Annotated in this window: 13 protein-coding genes and 2 pseudogenes; 2 read left to right on the top strand and 13 right to left on the bottom strand. The window is 35.2% G+C overall.

The features are described from left to right. The 4 genes and pseudogenes from A0J48_RS22450 to A0J48_RS22435 all read right to left on the bottom strand — a co-directional run. Nucleotides 1–244, bottom strand: a pseudogene (locus A0J48_RS22450) (hypothetical protein); the annotation flags it as partial. A 438-nt stretch (nt 245–682) separates the two neighbouring features. After that, nucleotides 683–1090: a DNA-binding protein gene (locus tag A0J48_RS22445; protein ID WP_200326807.1), complete on the bottom strand. Its 408-nt coding sequence runs from the start codon at nt 1088–1090 to the stop codon at nt 683–685. A 310-nt stretch (nt 1091–1400) separates the two neighbouring features. After that, entirely contained in the window at nt 1401–6518 is a 5118-nt protein-coding gene (locus A0J48_RS22440) for a helicase SNF2 (RefSeq protein ID WP_200326806.1), read from the bottom strand. A 322-nt stretch (nt 6519–6840) separates the two neighbouring features. Continuing rightward, nucleotides 6841–7389, bottom strand: a complete 549-nt coding sequence (locus A0J48_RS22435) for a WGR domain-containing protein (protein ID WP_200326805.1) — start codon at nt 7387–7389, stop codon at nt 6841–6843. A 330-nt stretch (nt 7390–7719) separates the two neighbouring features. On the opposite strand from A0J48_RS22435, the gene A0J48_RS22430 reads away from it, so the two are divergent. Further along, nucleotides 7720–8028, top strand: coding sequence for a type II toxin-antitoxin system HigB family toxin (locus A0J48_RS22430; RefSeq protein ID WP_200326804.1), 309 nt, complete (start codon nt 7720–7722; stop codon nt 8026–8028). A gap of 85 nt (nt 8029–8113) precedes the next feature. Then, entirely contained in the window at nt 8114–8545 is a 432-nt protein-coding gene (locus A0J48_RS22425; protein WP_200326803.1) for a helix-turn-helix domain-containing protein, read from the top strand. Nucleotides 8546–8854: 309 nt separating this feature from the next. Here A0J48_RS22425 and A0J48_RS22420 read toward each other — a convergent pair whose 3' ends face one another. From A0J48_RS22420 to A0J48_RS22380, 9 genes and pseudogenes are all read right to left on the bottom strand, one after another. After that, complete coding sequence (locus A0J48_RS22420; protein ID WP_200326802.1) at nt 8855–10471, bottom strand: AAA family ATPase; 1617 nt, start codon at nt 10469–10471, stop codon at nt 8855–8857. A gap of 5 nt (nt 10472–10476) precedes the next feature. Further along, nucleotides 10477–10725 (bottom strand): hypothetical protein, encoded by a 249-nt coding sequence (locus tag A0J48_RS22415; protein ID WP_200326801.1) that lies wholly within the window; start codon nt 10723–10725, stop codon nt 10477–10479. Between the two features lie 40 nt (nt 10726–10765). Further along, nucleotides 10766–10972 carry a DUF2997 domain-containing protein gene (locus tag A0J48_RS22410; RefSeq protein ID WP_200326800.1) on the bottom strand — a complete coding sequence of 69 codons (207 nt, stop codon included), beginning with the start codon at nt 10970–10972 and terminating at the stop codon, nt 10766–10768. Between the two features lie 3 nt (nt 10973–10975). Beyond that, the gene (locus A0J48_RS22405) at nt 10976–11422 is read right to left on the bottom strand and encodes a DUF1257 domain-containing protein (protein WP_200326799.1); all 447 of its coding nucleotides are present in this window, start codon (nt 11420–11422) and stop codon (nt 10976–10978) included. Nucleotides 11423–11600: 178 nt separating this feature from the next. Next, nucleotides 11601–12677 (bottom strand): hypothetical protein, encoded by a 1077-nt coding sequence (locus A0J48_RS22400; RefSeq protein ID WP_200326798.1) that lies wholly within the window; start codon nt 12675–12677, stop codon nt 11601–11603. A gap of 228 nt (nt 12678–12905) precedes the next feature. Next, nucleotides 12906–15473, bottom strand: coding sequence for a hypothetical protein (locus A0J48_RS22395; RefSeq protein ID WP_200326797.1), 2568 nt, complete (start codon nt 15471–15473; stop codon nt 12906–12908). Nucleotides 15474–15548: 75 nt separating this feature from the next. After that, a complete protein-coding gene (locus A0J48_RS22390) occupies nt 15549–16526 on the bottom strand; it encodes a P-loop NTPase family protein (RefSeq protein ID WP_459213937.1) in 978 nt (325 codons plus the stop codon). Nucleotides 16527–16634: 108 nt separating this feature from the next. After that, nucleotides 16635–17738, bottom strand: a pseudogene (locus tag A0J48_RS22385) (hypothetical protein); the annotation flags it as partial. 45 nt (nt 17739–17783) lie between these two features. Then, nucleotides 17784–18335: hypothetical protein (locus A0J48_RS22380; RefSeq protein WP_234301102.1), on the bottom strand; the 552-nt coding region annotated here is incomplete at its 5' end.

The raw sequence follows: 18335 nt of genomic DNA, 5'->3' as shown, positions 1-18335 counted from the left end.
CTATAATACCTATCCAGGTAAGAAAAATGATTTTAAGAATTAAAATAATATTTAATTTTGGTTTTTCTGGTGGTGCTGCTATCTTACCTAGTGATGTAGTATTAGTTTCATTTTTATAAGCAGCAGCAGATTTTGAACCTATAGAACCTCTGACTGTGCTAGTGCTATGAGTGACATTTTCTTGATAAATTAGAGATAATTTACGATAGTTATCACTTTGGCATTTAGGGCAAATAAGTAGCATAGTTTTCCAGATTATATTTACAGCAGTTTGTATTTTAATGAATTGCATTTTCTATGCTGGCTTTCAATCATTAAGTGATATGAATCAGACTTGATAATGCTATAAATTTATTCAAACTTTATGATTTTATTCCTGGAGTGAGTTTAATTTTTGACTACGCGAATTTAATATTTTCTAGTATAGACAGAACAAATACTATTTGTCAATGAAAACAACTATTATCGCTTGCTTAATTAGCTTGGAAGTATTCAGTTATTGAGGGAAAAATTAAAGGTTAAATTTTTATTCCCCTTTTTTCTTTCCCTGTAATAGTAAAACTTGATCAGGATTGATACCTAAACCATCACCTAAGATTGAAAAATGCTATGATTTAGGTTTTTGGACTTCTTACATAGTATCCAAAGATGATTTAGACAGTAAGTGATTATCTTTGTTTGTTCACGCAGCAGCTTTTTGAGGTGATTTGCGTTTGCGTGTAGAAGTAGTTTTTGGAGTAGCGGTTGTATTATTATTTTTTGGTCTTCCTCTGCGTTTTGGTTCTGATTTAATTTCTTTTGCAGGTGGTAAAAGTTTTAGTGTAGGAACAGGAACAGGAAAAGGAATAGTTTCACTTTTCATGGTTTCGCCAGATGAAATATCACTTTCTAATTCCATGTTCCAAGGGTCAGGTAATGGTTGAACAATAACTGGTTTATTGACTTTAGGAATTGATATTGATATGTTGTCTGGTGTAACTTGTGTTGTAGCTTGTATTAATTGAAAAATCCCAGCAATAAAATCTATAAACATCGCTACAAAGAAAGTAACACAGATAGCTTCTATCATTAAAGTAAGTACAGATTGCATAATTATTTCCTGAAACACAGTGATTTTTGATTTTCATGATTTACACAAATGTTTCGCGTAGCGATATATCAATATTTTCACTGTATTAAAGCAGAATTTATATGTCGTTATTTAGGCTTTTTTGACGTATATATAAAACTTAATTCTGTGTTCCCTGTTTCCTCTCCTAACTATAAAATTTATTTTGCACAACTACTTACGTAATGTTTTTAAAATATTGAATATCTAACTTAAAAAATAAAAAATAGGCGCTGGGGAAGCAGTTCCCCAATACCCAGCTTTAAAGTAATCAAAAACTCTAGCAGTAATCTCAAAACAGACTAAGTTGAACACCTCCTACCTTATTGATACTGCTAGTAAAATCATGTATTTTGTTAATTGTGCTAGATGCAGAAGCTTGATAATCAATAGGTTTTATAGTCTTGACAACCTGAGAAATATCGCTAATCCATTCGATATTTTCAATGCTGCGACTAAACAATTTATCTACTATTCCTGGGTGAATGTGACATTCTTGAATGCACCTTTCATCATCTAACCAAAAATCATCATCACTATCTTCACTATTCTCCTCATGAGATGACACCTCAGAAACATCTAAAGCAGCTTCATCCTCTTGTAAAATAGCATCAATTTCCTGCAAACGTTGGGAAATATCAGCAATCCTTTCTGTATGCGGAAAAGATTGTCCTACAAGAGATTCAAGTCTAGTATTTTCAACTTGTGCGTTTTCCAATTCTTCTTGCAATCTTGGCAGATATTCTGGTAATGAATCTATCAGCGCATCAAGATTGATTAGAGGATGAGAACGCTGAAACTCAATACTTTCTCTTTTGTTGTTCATCACCCAGGGGAAATAATACTCATTTCCACAACATTTGATGTATATACCTAACTTATTATTACCAGGACGATAATAAGCATACACATCAAATCCTCGATAATTAGCAACCTTTCTTGCAGAAGTATATTGATTCTGGAAAATCTCTTTACACTCTAGAGAAATTCGTCTAGCAATCTGCGCTGCTTCTATGTCCTTTAATACTGGCTTGATTATTTGTAAGTCCTCCTGAAGCAACTCAATCTTGAGTTTTAAATCTTGAATTTTGCGATTCCAGTTATCTATATTCCAACCCAAACTAAATTGTTGTCTTTGATGACTCCTTTGTTGAATAAGTAGAGAATTCAACTCACTCCGCAAATTAGACTCCTCAATTAACAGAGAATTTCCTGTAGCCATTGACTTAATTTGAGCATAGGAATAAACCCCCTGATCACAATCTTCTACATTATCCAAATCCTCACCATTCAGGAATTTAGTCGTCATTTCCTGCTTCCACTGTAAAGTTTGCCATCTAAGGGCATCCAGGCGTTCCGTAACATACCTAAATATCCAAACGAAAGGCAACGTAGAACCCATTAATTCCCCGTTTCCTTGTCTAATACCTCTCCCCTCTCGTTGAGTTAAGTCAGAAGGTCGCCAAGGGGCATCTAGGTGGTGTATAGCCCATAATCCGCGACGGTGGACATTGCAACCTGTACCTAATTTCTTCGTGCTTCCCAGTAAAATACGCACCTGACCAGAATCAATTAAATCAAATAGTTTAGTCCGCTTAGATTTATTGAAATCATGAACAAAGGCAATTTGTGATTCTGGAATACCTAATGCTATAAACAGCATTTTCAAATACAAATAGGTACTGTATTTATCTGCTTTAGGAATACTAGCATCACAGAATATTAATTGAGTTCCCTTGACATTATTTGTTAACTTCCAAATTTGCCAACTATTCCAAACACACTCATGCAACTTGCTGGTATCTGCTTCTTTAGTTTCTCCCAATAAGCGCATAGTTAAAGCAGCTTTTGTGAGATCCGTTGTTACCTTCAGCATATTATCAATGCTGGGTGCAACTTGCCGAGTGTAAATTTTTTCAGACCTTTTGAGGGCTTCCCTAAGAAATTGTAATTGTGCTGGAGATGGTTCTACAACGACATCAATAAACTTAGGTTTTGGACGTTTTAAAACATCACCAATGTTATCATTTGTGCGAAGGTCAACAAATTGATCCATCAGCCCTCGGAGAGCTTGGATATTGCAGAAACTCTTAAACCGAGTCACTACTTTGTATTTACCACTAGCAGTAACTTCAGCCGAAGAAGTAGGTTCTGCAAATTGACTAGCCCATTCATCGAAAGTTTCTATTCCTAATTCTCGTAATTTAGGAAGTTGAAACATCCGCATCCAATTAAATAATTCTGCCATAGTATTAGACAGAATTGTACCAGTTGCACCAATTACCTTTCCTGTGAATCGGGAGCAAGTTTCTGTGAGCATATCTCCCAGAGTATGCAGAATCTTCATGTACGTATCACTAGCACGTTGACTCCAATTATTGGGAATCCCTCTGATGTTGTACATTTTGGTAATGATAGATAAATTCTTAAATTCATGAATTTCATCTATCACCAACATATCTGTCAAATTATCAAAATCAATGTGATTGTCTTTTCTGGTTGATGCTGTTACCTTGTTGATTTTATTCTCTAGGCTTTTTAACGCCTTCTTTAGCTGTTTAGTGGTGATTCTGTCGTTTGACTCGTTTCTCAAGAAAGCTTGGAGAATTTCTTTTTCTTGATGGTGGAATGCTAATTGATAATCTTCCGATAATGCTAAACTAAAGAATTGGGAATGAGTAATGATAGTGCAATCAAAATCTCCTGTTTGAATGGCAGCAGTGAAGATTTTTCTACCTTCGGCATCTAGTTTTTCAGGAACTAATAAGTTTGCCATTGGATAGAGATATCTAAAACTCTCTTCAATTTGCTTTTCAGTGCCATTCAACACAACTAACATTGGTTTTCTGGCTAATCCTAACCGCCGACATTCCATGATAGATGCAATCATGGTATATGTTTTACCAAGTCCTACATCATGGGCTAGAAAAGTGGCATTTTCTTCGAGAATTCTAGAAACACCATCTAATTGCCAATAGTTTAATTGCACATCAGGATTACTACCAGGAAGCTGGAGGTAATTACCATTATATTTTCGAGCAGAGAAAACATTAATTTGTGTGTTGTAATATGTATACAATTCCACACATCTTTGTTGATTTTCCCAAACCCAATTTCTAAAGGCAGATTTGATTAATTCTAATTTAGCCCTGGCTTCTTCTGTCGCTTCATTAGATGCTAAAGTATTAATGGTATCCTTGCTTGCGTAAATAATGATTCTGGGGTCTTGACGATTTAATCCTTTTTCCAAAAGTTTGGCACTATCAATATAACTTGTGCCATATTCTGTAATATCGTCAGAATTTTCCCCTACAGTCCAAAAAGATGTGCTAGATGAAGTAATGTGAGATATCGTCACTTTAATTTTCAATATCTCTTTCGCAAATTGCTGGTAAATTTCTGGTTTAATCCAGTTTGTACCTAGCATTATGTGAATTTTCTTGTTCAAGATTTTATCTTTTTGGGAATCTGTGAGAGAATTCCAATCAATATTTGATGTTTCTAGACAAGCAAGTTTGATATCTTCTGTAGCATCGGGAAGCATTGGTAACGGTTGAACTGCTTTGAGTGCTTCTATGTTTTTTGGTAAATTAACTGCGATTGCTTCTTGCAGTTTTCTGTAAACGTTACCAGATAAATATTGAGCCGCAAGTTCCCATTTTTGGTTACTTGGATTATAAAAGATGAGATTATCAGCGTCGAGTTCTTGAATAATTTCCTCTGGAGTCAGGTGGCTAATTTCTGAGATATAATCCAAATCTAAGCAACCTTTAATATTCAGAGAATGTGTTAAAGCATCTTGGGCTGAATTGACTTTTGTGGGAGCGGAATATGAACGACAGACTCGTTTAGAGAAAATATCAGCTAATTTGTAATCGCTCTTTTCTAGAGTTCTGACTAAATAATAGTTGGGGTCTTTTCCCAGGTGTATTAGGTTGTACTTGCTATTGATTCTTCCCCATTTGCGAATGAATGAGTTATAGCTGTTTTTTAGTTCTTTTTGAAGTTGTGTTAATTCCTCATCATTTACTGTTTGTTGGGCATTGATGACTTTTATTAAACAACTACGTAGCTGCCAAAAATCCTCAATTCGATTTCTCTCTACTGTTTCTACTAAAACTAAATGGCTTTTCGCTCTTTGATAAATTTGGTTTTCATGAATACAAAAAGCCATTTCTTTAATATGTTGCAGTTCAGGTGGAACTAACAGTAGTTCCTCGGTTTCCTTTCTAGGAGAGTAGTTAACATTTAGAGGTATTTTACACAGTGCTTCAGATAAATCTCTACCATCATCTAAGAGAGCAAAACCTTCACTGTACAGTTTATTAATGCTTGGTGTACCTAGTAAGTGATGTACATGAGGATAGATTCTCTGTTGTAAATGTGTGTATTGGGGAGATTTTCGCAGTTGGTTTTGATAATATTTATCAAAACTTCTGCCTTGAAATTCACTCAAGAAATATTCGTTGAGATGTGCTTTAGTTTTTTCACCTTCATTACCCCAATCTTGAGGAACAATTTGCACTTCTTGAGTATTTATCCATTTTGATGTATTGGCATGACGAGGATTTTTTACTCTTTGAAAGATTAGCAGAATGGGGCTAACTTGAGTTCTAGCTATGGTGTTAAATACTCCACTAGGAAGTCTTACGGCTGTTACCAGTTCTAGTTTTTGTCCTAACCAAGCTCGGAACTTTTGAGAACTGGGAGCATCTAAAGTGTAGGTAGAAGTAATGACTGCAATTAACCCTCCCTCTCTCACTAAGTCGGCAGATTTGGCTAGAAAATAGTTATGGATGCTGACTCCCAGAAAGTTATATTTTGAGTCGTTTACTCCATAATTACCAAAGGGAAAATTCCCACATACCAAATCAAAGTATCCTTCTGGGAAGCTGACTTCTTCAAACCCCTGATTATAGATTTTAGCTTCAGGATATAGATATCTGGCTATGGTAGCGGGTGTTTTATCTAATTCTATTCCAAATAGTTTTGAATTGCAGCGTATATCTTCTGGCATTAATCCAAAGAATAAGCCAGTACCGCAAGCTGGTTCTAATATTCTGCCTCCTGTAAATCCTATGCGTGATAGCATTTCCCAAATACTACGGATAATTTTTGGTTCTGTATAATGGGCATTTAATATGCTACTAGCAGCGTTATTAAATTCATTTTGTTCCAGTAAAGTTAGCAATTCTTTTTGTGCTTTAGCAACCCATCTGCTTTGTGGATTTAAGCTAAATATTTCTGGTAAACAGCCCCATCCGTTGAATTTTGCTAATGTTTGTAGTTGTTCTTGGGTGGGAGTGGTGTTTAAATTTTGCAGGGTAATAATTGCCTGTTTGTTGTTTTCCCATCTTTGCTGGGGTGTGGTTTTTAATTCTGATTCTATTGTTGAGTTGATTGTAAACATATTCCATTGCCAAAAAATAGTTTTGGTAATGGGCGCATAGCGCAAAGTTACGATTTAAATATGTTATAGATATTCGTATTCAAGTGAAGTATGGGCAGTAATAATTGAACGCAGATGGACGCAGATGGACGCAGATAATTTTGTACTTCATGAGACTAAGAAATGCTATATGTGCATCTTTAAAGTAAAGTGATATTAGAGAAAAAATATAGCTTACCTTAATCAGTAAGCCATATCATTTATAAATAATCTGTGAACATTTATGGCTGAAAAATTTACATTAACAGGTTGACAAACTTGAGAATTGGAATGTGAGGCAGTATTAGATATGCCTCCAGAAATTTTTACTAATAGTTTTCAAGCTGATAACTTTCCTGTTATTACCAACTTCTGCTGTATTTTCACCTTCAACAGATTCAGTTGCCAATAAAGAGTTCAGCAGTGATAGTTGGTGGTCTACGTCCCCTACATGACGGTATATTAATGATGGTATTATTTTCATACCCAAAGGTGTAGGGACAATTTTGAGATATTGGTTCAAGGACTCTAAATAATTGCTATTTGCAAATTGTCTTTCAGCTACATAAGGACGTAATATTTCTAGCAATTGAATAGCTCTTTTGATTTCCGAAGAATCAGAATTATTGTCAATTTGAGCTTGGCTTTCTCGGTAGCCTTTCATTTTCTTTTCAGCAACAAGATTGTTGAATTTATAAACTGCTTTTTCATGGTTTCCACAATCATGAACTTTCTGCTGAGATTTATATCCTACTCGACCCCATTCAACAGTTAAATTTTCTTGCTCAACTTTGGCACTCCAGAACTTATTGCTATTCTGGGCAGCATCTACGAATACCAAATATATTTCCATAATTGTCCTGTTGATATTTTAAAGTGTGGTTGTCAGCTAAATACTTGAATTAGTGGTGCAGTGAACGATAGCTGCTCACCGGATGTCATATTTTCATTCAGGAAGTTGTAAGGACTGGTAGAATGCTGTTCTAATTGCTCCAAAAGCAAGCAATATTACTTATGATTCAGGCACTTGCAATTAACTTCGCAATTTGCTAAGATTATTCCATGCAAAATCTGAAGCCTGACTTCTTCCTATTAGTTAAGTAAGGCTTTTAGTTACTGAACATGAAATCAGGAGAAAAGATGATGAGAAGCATTTTTATTTGTATACGAGGAAAACCTGATTATGCGAATCGTTACCGAAACCAGGCTCAAGAAGGCTTGTGAAAAACACCCCGACGCTCAAGCAAGTATACAAACCTGGATAAAACTTGTAAAATTGCAAGAATGGAATAGTTTTGCAGATGTTAAAACTACTGTACCTTTTGCACCTGACCAAGTTAAAAACTTCGTCATTTTTGATATTGGAGGAAACAAATACAGATTGATAACCTGTATCAATTATAAGAAGAGAGCTATATATATTCGTGACTTTCTTACTCATGCAGAATATAGTAAAGATAACTGGAAAAATGACGAATGGTTTGATAGCTAACCTGAAATAAAACGCTATTCTTGAAAACTAGGATCAATGTTTATTAATCTTAGTTTGATTAACCAAATAATCCCATAAACATGAAATGCTAAATCAAAACACTAGCTACATAGAATTAATTACGTCTTTTCCTCCTCGTACCATAAAATCTGAAGAAGATTTAGAGAAAACTCAAGCAGTGGTTGATAAGCTTCTTGATAAAGGAGAATTAACCGAGGCGGAAGAAGATTATTTGGATCTGTTGGGAATTTTAATCCACGAATATGAGCAACAACAAGATTTAGTTCCTGATATTTACGGAGTAGACCTTCTCAAAGTTCTGATTGCAGAATTAAATCTCAAACAAAAAGATTTAGTTCCTATCTTTAAAACCGAATCAATTGTTTCTGATGTACTCAATGGTAAACGTAAATTAACTGTTGAACATATCCAAAAACTTGCGGATTTTTTTAAAGTTTCACCTGCTGTATTTTTCCCAGAAAATCCGTTACAGCGAGATTTCTTAGAGGCTGCTTGAAGTTTGGCTATCCAAGCATTTACCAGGTGAAATGGATATTTGCATCTTTGTTCGATTAAATAACTCAAAAACATTTGAGAAACAGAAACGCTCCTAGTTTACTATTAGGAGCATTTTTGTATGGGATTAATAGATGAGTGAGTACAATGATTGATTACTCATTTACCAGAGATAGGGAAAGGGAGCGCACTACCAAAGGCGATCGCAGAACACCTAAATTTCCTATGAGATGCTTTGTAAACAGCTAACTGCTTGCATTAGCGATAGTTCCCTCCAGGGCGCTCCGCGCCATCGCTCTTTTGTTGTGTACTAATTTGTACGAAACCTAGAAGTACGGAGACTCCTCTTAGAAACCTGCACAGAACTAGAAGCTGGTCGTGCCACCTTTGACCACGACTGCATCCGTTCAACAGCAGCAGCATCTTGAACAGCTAAAGGTGTAATATTTTGCTGGCAATTTTCTAAGTCAGCTAGTGTTACCTGCTGCGGTCTTCCTTCATCAAAAGCCAGTAGTGCAGCTTCTGATGCTAGAGTTTCTAATTCAGCACCGCTAAACTTGCTGGTACTAGCAGCGATCGCCTCCAAATACTCTTGAGGAACTTTTATACCGTATCTTTCTAGATGAATCTTGAGAATTTGACAACGTTCTGGTTCTGTGGGGAGGTCAACAAAGAAATTTTCGTCAAACCGTCCTTTGCGCTTGAATTCAATCGGTAAAGCAGTTGGGTCATTACAGGTTGCTACCACAAACACCCCTGCTGTACACTCAGACATGAACGTGAGGATATTGCCCAGAATCCTTTGTGAAACTCCAGAAGTATCGCCGTTAGCGGAAAGAGCTTTCTCTACTTCATCAATCCATAACACACAAGGTGCGATCGCTTCAGCCGTACTTAGTGCGCGGCGGACATTACCTTCAGATTCTCCCACTAGACTACCCAGCATTGAAGCAATGTCTAGTTGCAACAATGGAAGATTAAGGATAGTTGCAATGTTCTTGGCTACTATTGATTTACCTGTCCCCGGTGGCCCTGCTAGTAGCACTCCTTTGGGTTGGGGTAAATTGAGCGATCGCGCTTCTTGGGAAAATAACCGACGACGGCGTTGCAGCCAATCCCGCAGTAAATCCAAACCGCCAAAAGGTATTGTTGTGGGTTTACCCAATTCAATACCCATTTGAGCTAATAGCCGAGTTTTGTATTCGACAACCAAGGAAATGATTGTAGCATCTATCACAATCCCTTGAGAAGTGAGGCGTTCTTTCACAGTCAACCGCAGGAAGTCGCTGATTTCTTCCAGTGTCAAACCTAATGCTGCTCTTGCCAAGGTTTCTTTATCTTCAGTGGTCAGAGAAACTGTAAAATTCACCTCTTGTTCACTGGCAGATTCTTGTAAATATAGCAGATATGATGCTAAATGGTCTTGAATTTGCTCAATGCAAGGTAAAGGAACTTCACAGCAAGGAATAAGCCTCAGTAAAGATTCATGCAGTTGAATATTTTGACCCAGGAGTACAATGCGTTTTTCAGTTGGTTTGAGACGATGATACAAGTTTTTGACTCTGGTGAGAACTTCCCAACTTAATTGCAAGGAGTTTTTACCCACAAAGGGGTGAACGTCTCCCAGAATGAAAACCCCATTCCCCTCAAAATTGCTGATGTACTCAAATACGTATATTAAGGGGTCAGCATGAGGAGGCTTTTTATAAGTATCAATTGATTTGAATACCAGTCCACCGTCGTCAGCAATTAGACATTGCTCCAAGCTGGACACTCCTAAATTCCAGAAATACACAGGACTATTGAGTTTGTCCATGACTTCAGTAGTTAACCATTGAATAATGGTTGCTTCTTCAGGAGATAGAACCTCTAAAGCCACAATGGGTATTTGAGAGTCAATGGTGGTAATTAGGTTTGATAATTTCATGGTTGTTAATTTTGCTCAGGTACGGGAGAAAGTTCGTTATGAGTGGTAACAAGATGTACAACTACTTCGTAAGTTTCGGCATCACTGTTAAAGACTTCAGCGATTTCAGAGGACTGTGGATGAGCAATAGCCGAAATTAGGGCATTAACTAAAGTGCAAAGTCCCTCAGTGTTTCCTTTGATAACCACTGGTTGTCGCGCTCCTTTTGAGGTGTAGATATGGAGCATGGGATATTCTTCAGATAGTTTGCTCATGAAAAGATGGGGGAATTTCGTTTATTCCCCCTTTGAAGATTTACTGATGCAGTCGGTGTTGATGGGTATTGGTGGTGCGAACCTGTTGTTGAGATTCTGGTTTGTAGGTGCGATCGCTCTCCACTATCCCCAAAGCTTCCTCAAACGGTTGAGTTGCTTCCAGACAGGACAAACCCTCAAATCCCTCAGCTTCTATTTTTACTTCACCTGTACCAGCGTCAAAATGTATCAATATTGCCCTTTCCATAAACTATCTCCGTACTTGTTGGGTTTGTTGATGTGCTGAAAATGCAAGACGTAAGGTATGTACCTGACCTGTGGTTTCTTCTGTGATGGTGCATTCTCCTAGCCGTTCTTGTAACTGCTCTGCTTTAGCGCGAACCATGTTTTTACCGTAGGCTTGCATGAGGGTATGAGAAAAGAAGTTTTCTCCCAGTCGGGGTACGGTTTCATAGGCATCGTGAATGATTTGATACACCCCAGCTTCTTGCTCCCACATAAACCCGATATCTGCGCGGACATTTAAAGTAGAACCAGGAACAACAATTTCAGCACTTTTGCCTTCGGAGTCGTCGTAATAACCTTTTAGCAGTTGTGGTTTTTCATGAACTTGGACAGTAAGCTGTAAATCTTGTAGAGCTTTTACCAAGCATTGACGGTTAGTTAATTTTGTGGTGACAGTTGAAAAATGTGACATCTATTTACCTCTAGTCACTGCGAATTGGCAAGTTAATATGGTTGTGATAGACAGGGAAACATCTGCTATCCCTTCCCCTCTTAATTGCGTAGCAAGATGGGGAGGTGTATTGTTTTCATCTACACGTCACACCTGGTTTTGCTCAGGGATGATACGGTTAGATTGTTAGCTGTTTTTCCTAGCGGAGCTTAAGAGACATAGCTGTAGCTTTGGTTAAACCCATACCTTCATCACTGGCTAATCTTTGCAGATGACGTTGTTCATCCAGCAGCTTGGCGTAAATTTCATCCATTTTTCCCTCTAATTGAGAACGTCCCTGTGAATCAAGCCTTTTGGCATCTACAGAAGCGTTTTCGAGAATGTCTTCTAGATGAGTCATCATTTGTTCCAGACTGCTACCTGCTTCAAAACTGGCGTTACCCAAAAGCATTTGCACTTTCTTGAAATGACGTTCCATCTTTTTCTTGAAGTTGACTGGCTTGCGTCCTGGTTCCCAATTGCTCAAATCTTCGAGTAATTGCGCTGCTAGTTGTTCACCTCCAGCGATCGCTGATTCTCTGAGTGTTTGTTCTAGATTTCTGTCATAATGTTCGATAAATCTAGTGATTTGTTCTAAACATTCGGCTTGTTGTTCTGACAATTGTTCACTAAGAGCGGGAATAATCACAGGACGACCAATTACTACTTGTAAATAGTCTTCTAGTTCTTCTACACAGGGAAAAGCTTTCACTAAATTATGCTTAACTTCTTGTTGTTGTTCTCCAGATAACTGCCAAGCATTGAGTGAGAGGAATTTATCAATCCGTTGTTGGTAATCTGCAAAACCTTCCTCATATTCTTCTCTGAGTTGAGTTCGTAAAGCAGGAGCAATATGATCTCTAATTTCGATTAATTGACTCCAAACTATGGGTGCTAGGTCTATGGAACAAATCCAATCACCATTGTCATAATTCATCCATTCTTGGACTGAAGAAATTTCTTGTCTAAGTTTGTTTGCTGCTTCATCTAAAGCTTTGAAAACTTTGATGCCTTTTAAACCAACTTCTGAACTTGTGACTTTTACTAAGTCCGATTCTTGTTCATTTTGAGATGATTTGAGAACATCTGCCCATTTTGGAGCATTGCTTTTGGTGGTTTTCTTTAACTGAATTTTGAACCGGATGCGTGTTTTGTTTAGTTTGGAGAAGTTGTATTTTTCAACAACAGCGTTTTGGAGGAAGGTTTCATTTGAGTTGGGAAGCACTGCTTGTAGCATATTGTTTTGGAAGTTAGATTTTTTACTTCCAGAAAAGCGTTAGCTTTAAATTGATAGCTACAGATCCAACTCTGCCAACTCAAATTTTTTATAACTTAATGAAGTAGCAATATTTTATCTCACCAAGAATTAACTTTCCATACTTTTATGGAAGAGGTTTATTTATGAGAAAGATTGTATTCGTGATTAATATTCTATTAAAAATAGAAGTCAGGCTAGGTAGCAATACTAACCATTAATTAGTTTCCGCAACTTTTCTATTTCCTTCTCCTTAGTTAATGATTTCCAAGATTCTGGTATATCTGGCTCTTTTTTCTTGTATAGCTGTGCAAGTTGATAAGAATATGTTGCCATAAACCACTTCCAGTAACTAGAAGCTTCAATTGACGGATCACCATTTATTTGCCATGAAGCATAGTAATCATTTACTTGGCGATAGTCTTTATAGGATATCCATTGATTATTAGTGGCACGATTTTTAAATCTGTAATCACCATGAACAAGGTGTTGGCAATTCTCTGTACTTAACTTCTTAGCTTTTATTGGATCACTATCTTCGTCCCAGGAATAACCATATATCCCTTGTGGACGATGATATGGAGTTCTATGATTATCTTGATGTCCGTTTTCACCGCTAATACAGATTTCTCCACAGAAGGGACAACTCTTTAGACAACCAATTTTTTCGTGAATTATTTCTTCTGCAACCTTGGCTCTTAAATTGATATATTTCTCTTGCCCATCTTTAGCAAGGTCACTCGTTTCACTAGCTAGTTGTGGTCTGGTAGACTCTAATTCTTTACTAATTTGATTTTGAAGATATTGAAAATCAAAATTACCATCAAAATTGGAAACTAAGGTTTCAATCTGATCAATATTTTTGATAATGAGATTTTCTCTTGTTAATTCACGAAATTTTTTAGTCCAATTGGTAATACTATGGGAATTTTCATCTTGACTTTCAATATATTGATTGGTTAATTCAACAAAGTTTCTAGCAGCGGATAATAGTTCTTTGATTTTGTTTTCTATAACATATTGAATACCCTTGACTGTAGTATTTGCTTTTTGATCAAAATTAGTATTAAATTCTTCAACATAACTATATATCCAGTCTTTAATACTCTGTTCAGGATCATGAATATAAGTATGATAAGCTTTTATATCTCCCTTCTTCGCTAGAGAAATGAGAATACTTGCTATTAACGAATTCTTATCATTAAGAATATTCGCATGAGAGACAGTTAACATCTTATTCCTTATTTCAGATGCTAAACTCACTTCTATCTTCTCAATAATTCCTTGTCTGATAATCTCACACAGTACCGATACAATTGTACTTGCTAGGGTTTCTTTGTCAAAATTAACTTTAAAAATTCCAAAATAATACTCTTTATTTTTTTCGAGCTTCTTAATGGGATCATGATTGTCTATATATTTTTTATCTATATTTTCCAAACGTTTAATTGCATGACTACATATTGCAATTGCTAATTCTATCTCTAAGTCTAGAGTTAAACGAAAAGCAATATTTTGCAATAATTCTTCAGATTTTTTCTCTCTTGTACTATTAATTAGTTTCAGAATATCTCCAATATCAGTTTCCTTATAAGGCTGTAAATTTTCTTCTTTTTCTCTTAAGAGTTTGTTAATATCTTCAAATAGCTTATTTTTTATTTTTTCGATCTCTCTGATAACTTTCTGCTCTTCGTCTTTTGGTATTGAAAACTTTGTCATTTGAGCGACTGTTTTTTTGCCTGCTTGTAGCCAATCCCATTCATAGTGATGCTTATTGATAGTAAAATGGCTATAATCAGAATTACCAAGTTTTTTACGTTCTTGTATTTCTCTACTAATGTAAGCCCATTTATCCCTATAAAAAACGCTTAAATTATATTGAATATCTCTTATTACATTTGCTGGTTTCAAAGGGTTTGTGTAGTGATTTCTTAATTGACTTATCCAAATTACCCATTGAGATTCAAAAAGTTTTCTTAGTTTTTCTTCAGATAAAGAAAGCATTTCTCCATGTTTATTTTTCTGTTTTTCTTGCTGGACGAATGATCTTATCTGTTCAGTAATTCCTGTTTCATAGGTTTTTTCTTCTCTATCAACAGTGAGTTCAGCTTTTCTATTATTAGAATAACTTTCAATTTGCTGCTCATTTTGATTTTTTAATTTATCTCTCAAATCTCTTAATCTAGTGAATGTACTCGATTCCCATTGCTGCATCGAGTCTTCATACATTCCTTTTGACTTTTTAAAGAAAAGTTTTAAATTTTCTTCTTGCTTAGAGAATATTTGGTTTATTTGATCTGACAATTCTAGCTTTAATACCTCAGATACTTTAGATAATTCTTCATCATCATTACAATTCATAATTTTAGTGTAGGAGTTAATTGTGAATTCCGTCACTTGAGTGCGAAATTCTCTTTCTATCTGACTCCAGATTTTATCTAGTTGTCCTCTAGCTTGAGTCTCAATAGTGTTTTTAAACTCATAAACAAAATCATCTTTCTTTACCGCATCCCAAAGATTTTGTAAATGTTTATAAAACTCAGATATTGACAATTTTCTACTAGATGTTAAGCTTTGTATAATTTTTCTCTTGATTCCATTGACTTCTCTACTGTAGTTAGGAATAACGGCATTTCTTGCATCATCACCTTCATAAAGGGAAGGCAAATATTCTACATCTTCTGTAAGATTGAAATCAATTACTTCCTTAAATGTTTGAACCCGTTTAAGTTCGATTCCACAGGCTATTCTGGTGTATTTATCCAGATTTTTATTCAACTTACTACTTTGAGTTTTTATTTTCTCTTCTGATCATTTATCAACATATCGGTGAGCTATTTTCGTTTTAGGATGTTAGTCAACCTCATTTATTCTTAAAAAAGCATGAACAGAAATAGGAAAAATTTCTTGTAAATAAGTATTATTTTCTCCTGGTAACTTAATTAAAGCTAAATTACTTAAACCAATCACAAAAGTTGAAAGTTCATTATCATGTTTTCGAGTGGAACTAGAAGAAAGTTCTTGAGATTTTAAACCTTCTGTATCTACTACAAAAATATAATCTATATTATACTTTTCCCTTAACTTCTGTTCTAATCTCACTGGTTGTAAATAAACCCCTTTTGTACAACGACCCGCACTAACTGCAAATTGTAGGCCAAACATAGTGTTCAACAAAGTTGACTTACCAGAGCTTTGAATACCCATTGCTGATAACACAAAAACTTGCAGATTTTCTTTTCCTTCGTGCTTTTTAAGGTTTTTGTTTAATTCTTTTAAAACAGCTTCAACCCAAACAAAGGGAACAGAACCAACATCTCCATCCATGATTTCTACTGGATACCCACTCAATAGTAAATCAGCAGCGATTTGTGGTAAACATTCTAATTGTTTGAACTCGGCTCTTTCAGATTCAGGAAGTTCCATCACTACTGAGTAAATTTGACCCATTTCTCGTAGCAAATGCTCTAAGCCAAATGATTGAGATGAAATTTTCTGATCTAGTTTGTCAAGTTCCTTGTTAATAATAGCTTTTTCCTCTGGAGTTTTAGCTTCATGAATTTTTCTCATCTGTTCACCATAGGAACTATATAAACGTGGCAATTCCTCTCGTGAAAGTTCATCTAATCCAAGCTTTAAACTCCTTACAAAATACTCTCGAATTGAAGGATGTTCCATCAAAAGTGTTTTGATGAATAATTGCATCATTTCTGGAAGACCATTTTGAACTATCTTAAATTGCCGTCTTCGACTTTCTATTTTGCGTTCGTTTTGTTTTTCTGTGTATTTATCTACAGTTTCTTCATCTCCAATTTTCTCTAAGCGATAAATTTCCTTATCAGCTTCAGCCCAATTTGCCCAATCTTTACCCTGTAAAGGTAATAGCTCGGTCTTGCGTTTGTCTTTATCGTACTTTTGAATAATCTGTAAGATTTCTTTAGCTTTTTTAATTCCTTGCTGACAGCTTTCTTTTAACTCATCTATATCCATTCCCAGTTGTTGCATTGTTTGAGCAAGATTTTCTAAGCTAAATTTATAACTATTGCCACTTGTATTACTATTTATAACTGTTGCTCTAATTTCGTCTCTGATATCAGGTGAATTTTTATTTTCAATATCTAAAATTGTTAATTTTTCATCACTATAAGTAGAAAAATGTTCTAAAAAGTTATTAACTGTCTTTTCATCTTCTTCCGTAATCGTTTTATCAGTTAATAAAATAATTACTTTTTTTTCTGCTAATAATAAACCTCGTACAATTTCAATTTCTTTTTATTTTAATTCTTTTGCAGAAGTTAAGATTATAACTTTAGCTGAAATTTGTTTAATCAGTTCTAGTTGAATAGGATATCTTCTAGCATCACCACGCAGATTAGTAAAAGATACAATATCTTGAAAAATGTCTTTCTGTACACCATTAGGTAAATACCAACCAATTTCTACCATACCATCTGCTAACTGCCGATTTTTAGTAGAACCTTCGGAATTTCTGTGAAAAAATATAGGATGAGATTTATCAGGTTCATTTTCACTGATTACCCAGTTTAACAAAGATGATTTAGAAAAATCAGACTTATCAAACCTAATAAAGCTAACTGTTTCTATGGGATAATTAGCAATTCCCCGTTCTTCACTTTTAATAACTTCTCCTTGTAAAGCTTTCCACTTCATTACTAAGGAGCGCATTGCCCATAAAAAGAATTTAGGAGATTTATGCTCACCTTCTTGAATCACTAAGGGAATTGCTAATTTACAACCCCATAATCTCTGCACTAAATCTTGTTGAATAATTGGGTTACAGCATAAAAATGTTGCTGCAACTACATCTAATGGATAGATATTAAATGGTTCTAGCTCTTGTTTTCTGCGTCTGCTAAAACGACCACTTCCTAACTGATTGTCTGAGTTATCAATTAATTTGTTTTCTGAAGCGATTTTTAATTTACGTCCTTCATAATTGAATGAGATCAAATTGCTTAAAAAATGCGTTGCCAGTTCTTCTGTGTTATTTGGACTATTCTGTTCTAATGAATATTCTGTCATAGCATAAATTTCTTCTGTACCTCATTTGTAAGGATAATAGTTAAGTTAACCTAAACGTTCTAAGATAGTTGGTAGCTCAGGAGATGGTTGTTCATTTGGTAAGGTAATAGGAGGTTGTAGATGTAAATTGTTATTATTATCCATAATATTTTTTAAACCATTTTCTGAGTTTTTATCATTAGATTGCTCACTAATAATATTTTGCAATTCTTTAACTGCTTCTACGCATACAAAAGATAAGCCTACATTATATCTTTTGAGAATACTAGCAATAGATTCTGATTGTAAATTTGGTACTAATATTTGCTCGATAAAGTTTATTGTTTTCTCTTTTTCTGAAAAGAAAATATCAGAATTCAAAACTTTGAGTATTAAATAGGCTTCTTTCTTTTCTGTCTGATAATTTTTGACTTCTATGCCAAACGGATGATCTTGATCTTCTCGTAACAAATTTTCTAGTTTTTGATAGTCTTCAATTTCCAACACTTGGTCAAAAATGTTAAATTCCGGTATATAACCCAATGGTAAAAGCAAGCATAAAAAACTAAGTTCACTTAGTTTATCTTGTTTAAAAAGTGTTGACCTTAAACTATTGAT

It is taken from the genome of Sphaerospermopsis aphanizomenoides BCCUSP55 (assembly GCF_001586785.1).
GTDB classification, from domain to species: Bacteria; Cyanobacteriota; Cyanobacteriia; order Cyanobacteriales; family Nostocaceae; genus Sphaerospermopsis_A; species Sphaerospermopsis_A aphanizomenoides_A.
Note: the sequence above shows the minus strand (reverse complement) of the source record. Positions and strands in the feature narration are given on the sequence as shown.

Coding starts and splice junctions, on each gene's coding strand:
- A0J48_RS22430 (WP_200326804.1), top strand. CDS start 7,720: ATGCGAATCGTTACCGAAACCAGGCTCAAGAAGGCTTGTGAAAAACAC.
- A0J48_RS22420 (WP_200326802.1), bottom strand. CDS start 10,471: ATGAAATTATCAAACCTAATTACCACCATTGACTCTCAAATACCCATT.
- A0J48_RS22435 (WP_200326805.1), bottom strand. CDS start 7,389: ATGGAAATATATTTGGTATTCGTAGATGCTGCCCAGAATAGCAATAAG.
- A0J48_RS22440 (WP_200326806.1), bottom strand. CDS start 6,518: ATGTTTACAATCAACTCAACAATAGAATCAGAATTAAAAACCACACCC.
- A0J48_RS22410 (WP_200326800.1), bottom strand. CDS start 10,972: ATGGAAAGGGCAATATTGATACATTTTGACGCTGGTACAGGTGAAGTA.
- A0J48_RS22405 (WP_200326799.1), bottom strand. CDS start 11,422: ATGTCACATTTTTCAACTGTCACCACAAAATTAACTAACCGTCAATGC.
- A0J48_RS22425 (WP_200326803.1), top strand. CDS start 8,114: ATGCTAAATCAAAACACTAGCTACATAGAATTAATTACGTCTTTTCCT.
- A0J48_RS22415 (WP_200326801.1), bottom strand. CDS start 10,725: ATGAGCAAACTATCTGAAGAATATCCCATGCTCCATATCTACACCTCA.
- A0J48_RS22445 (WP_200326807.1), bottom strand. CDS start 1,090: ATGCAATCTGTACTTACTTTAATGATAGAAGCTATCTGTGTTACTTTC.
- A0J48_RS22400 (WP_200326798.1), bottom strand. CDS start 12,677: ATGCTACAAGCAGTGCTTCCCAACTCAAATGAAACCTTCCTCCAAAAC.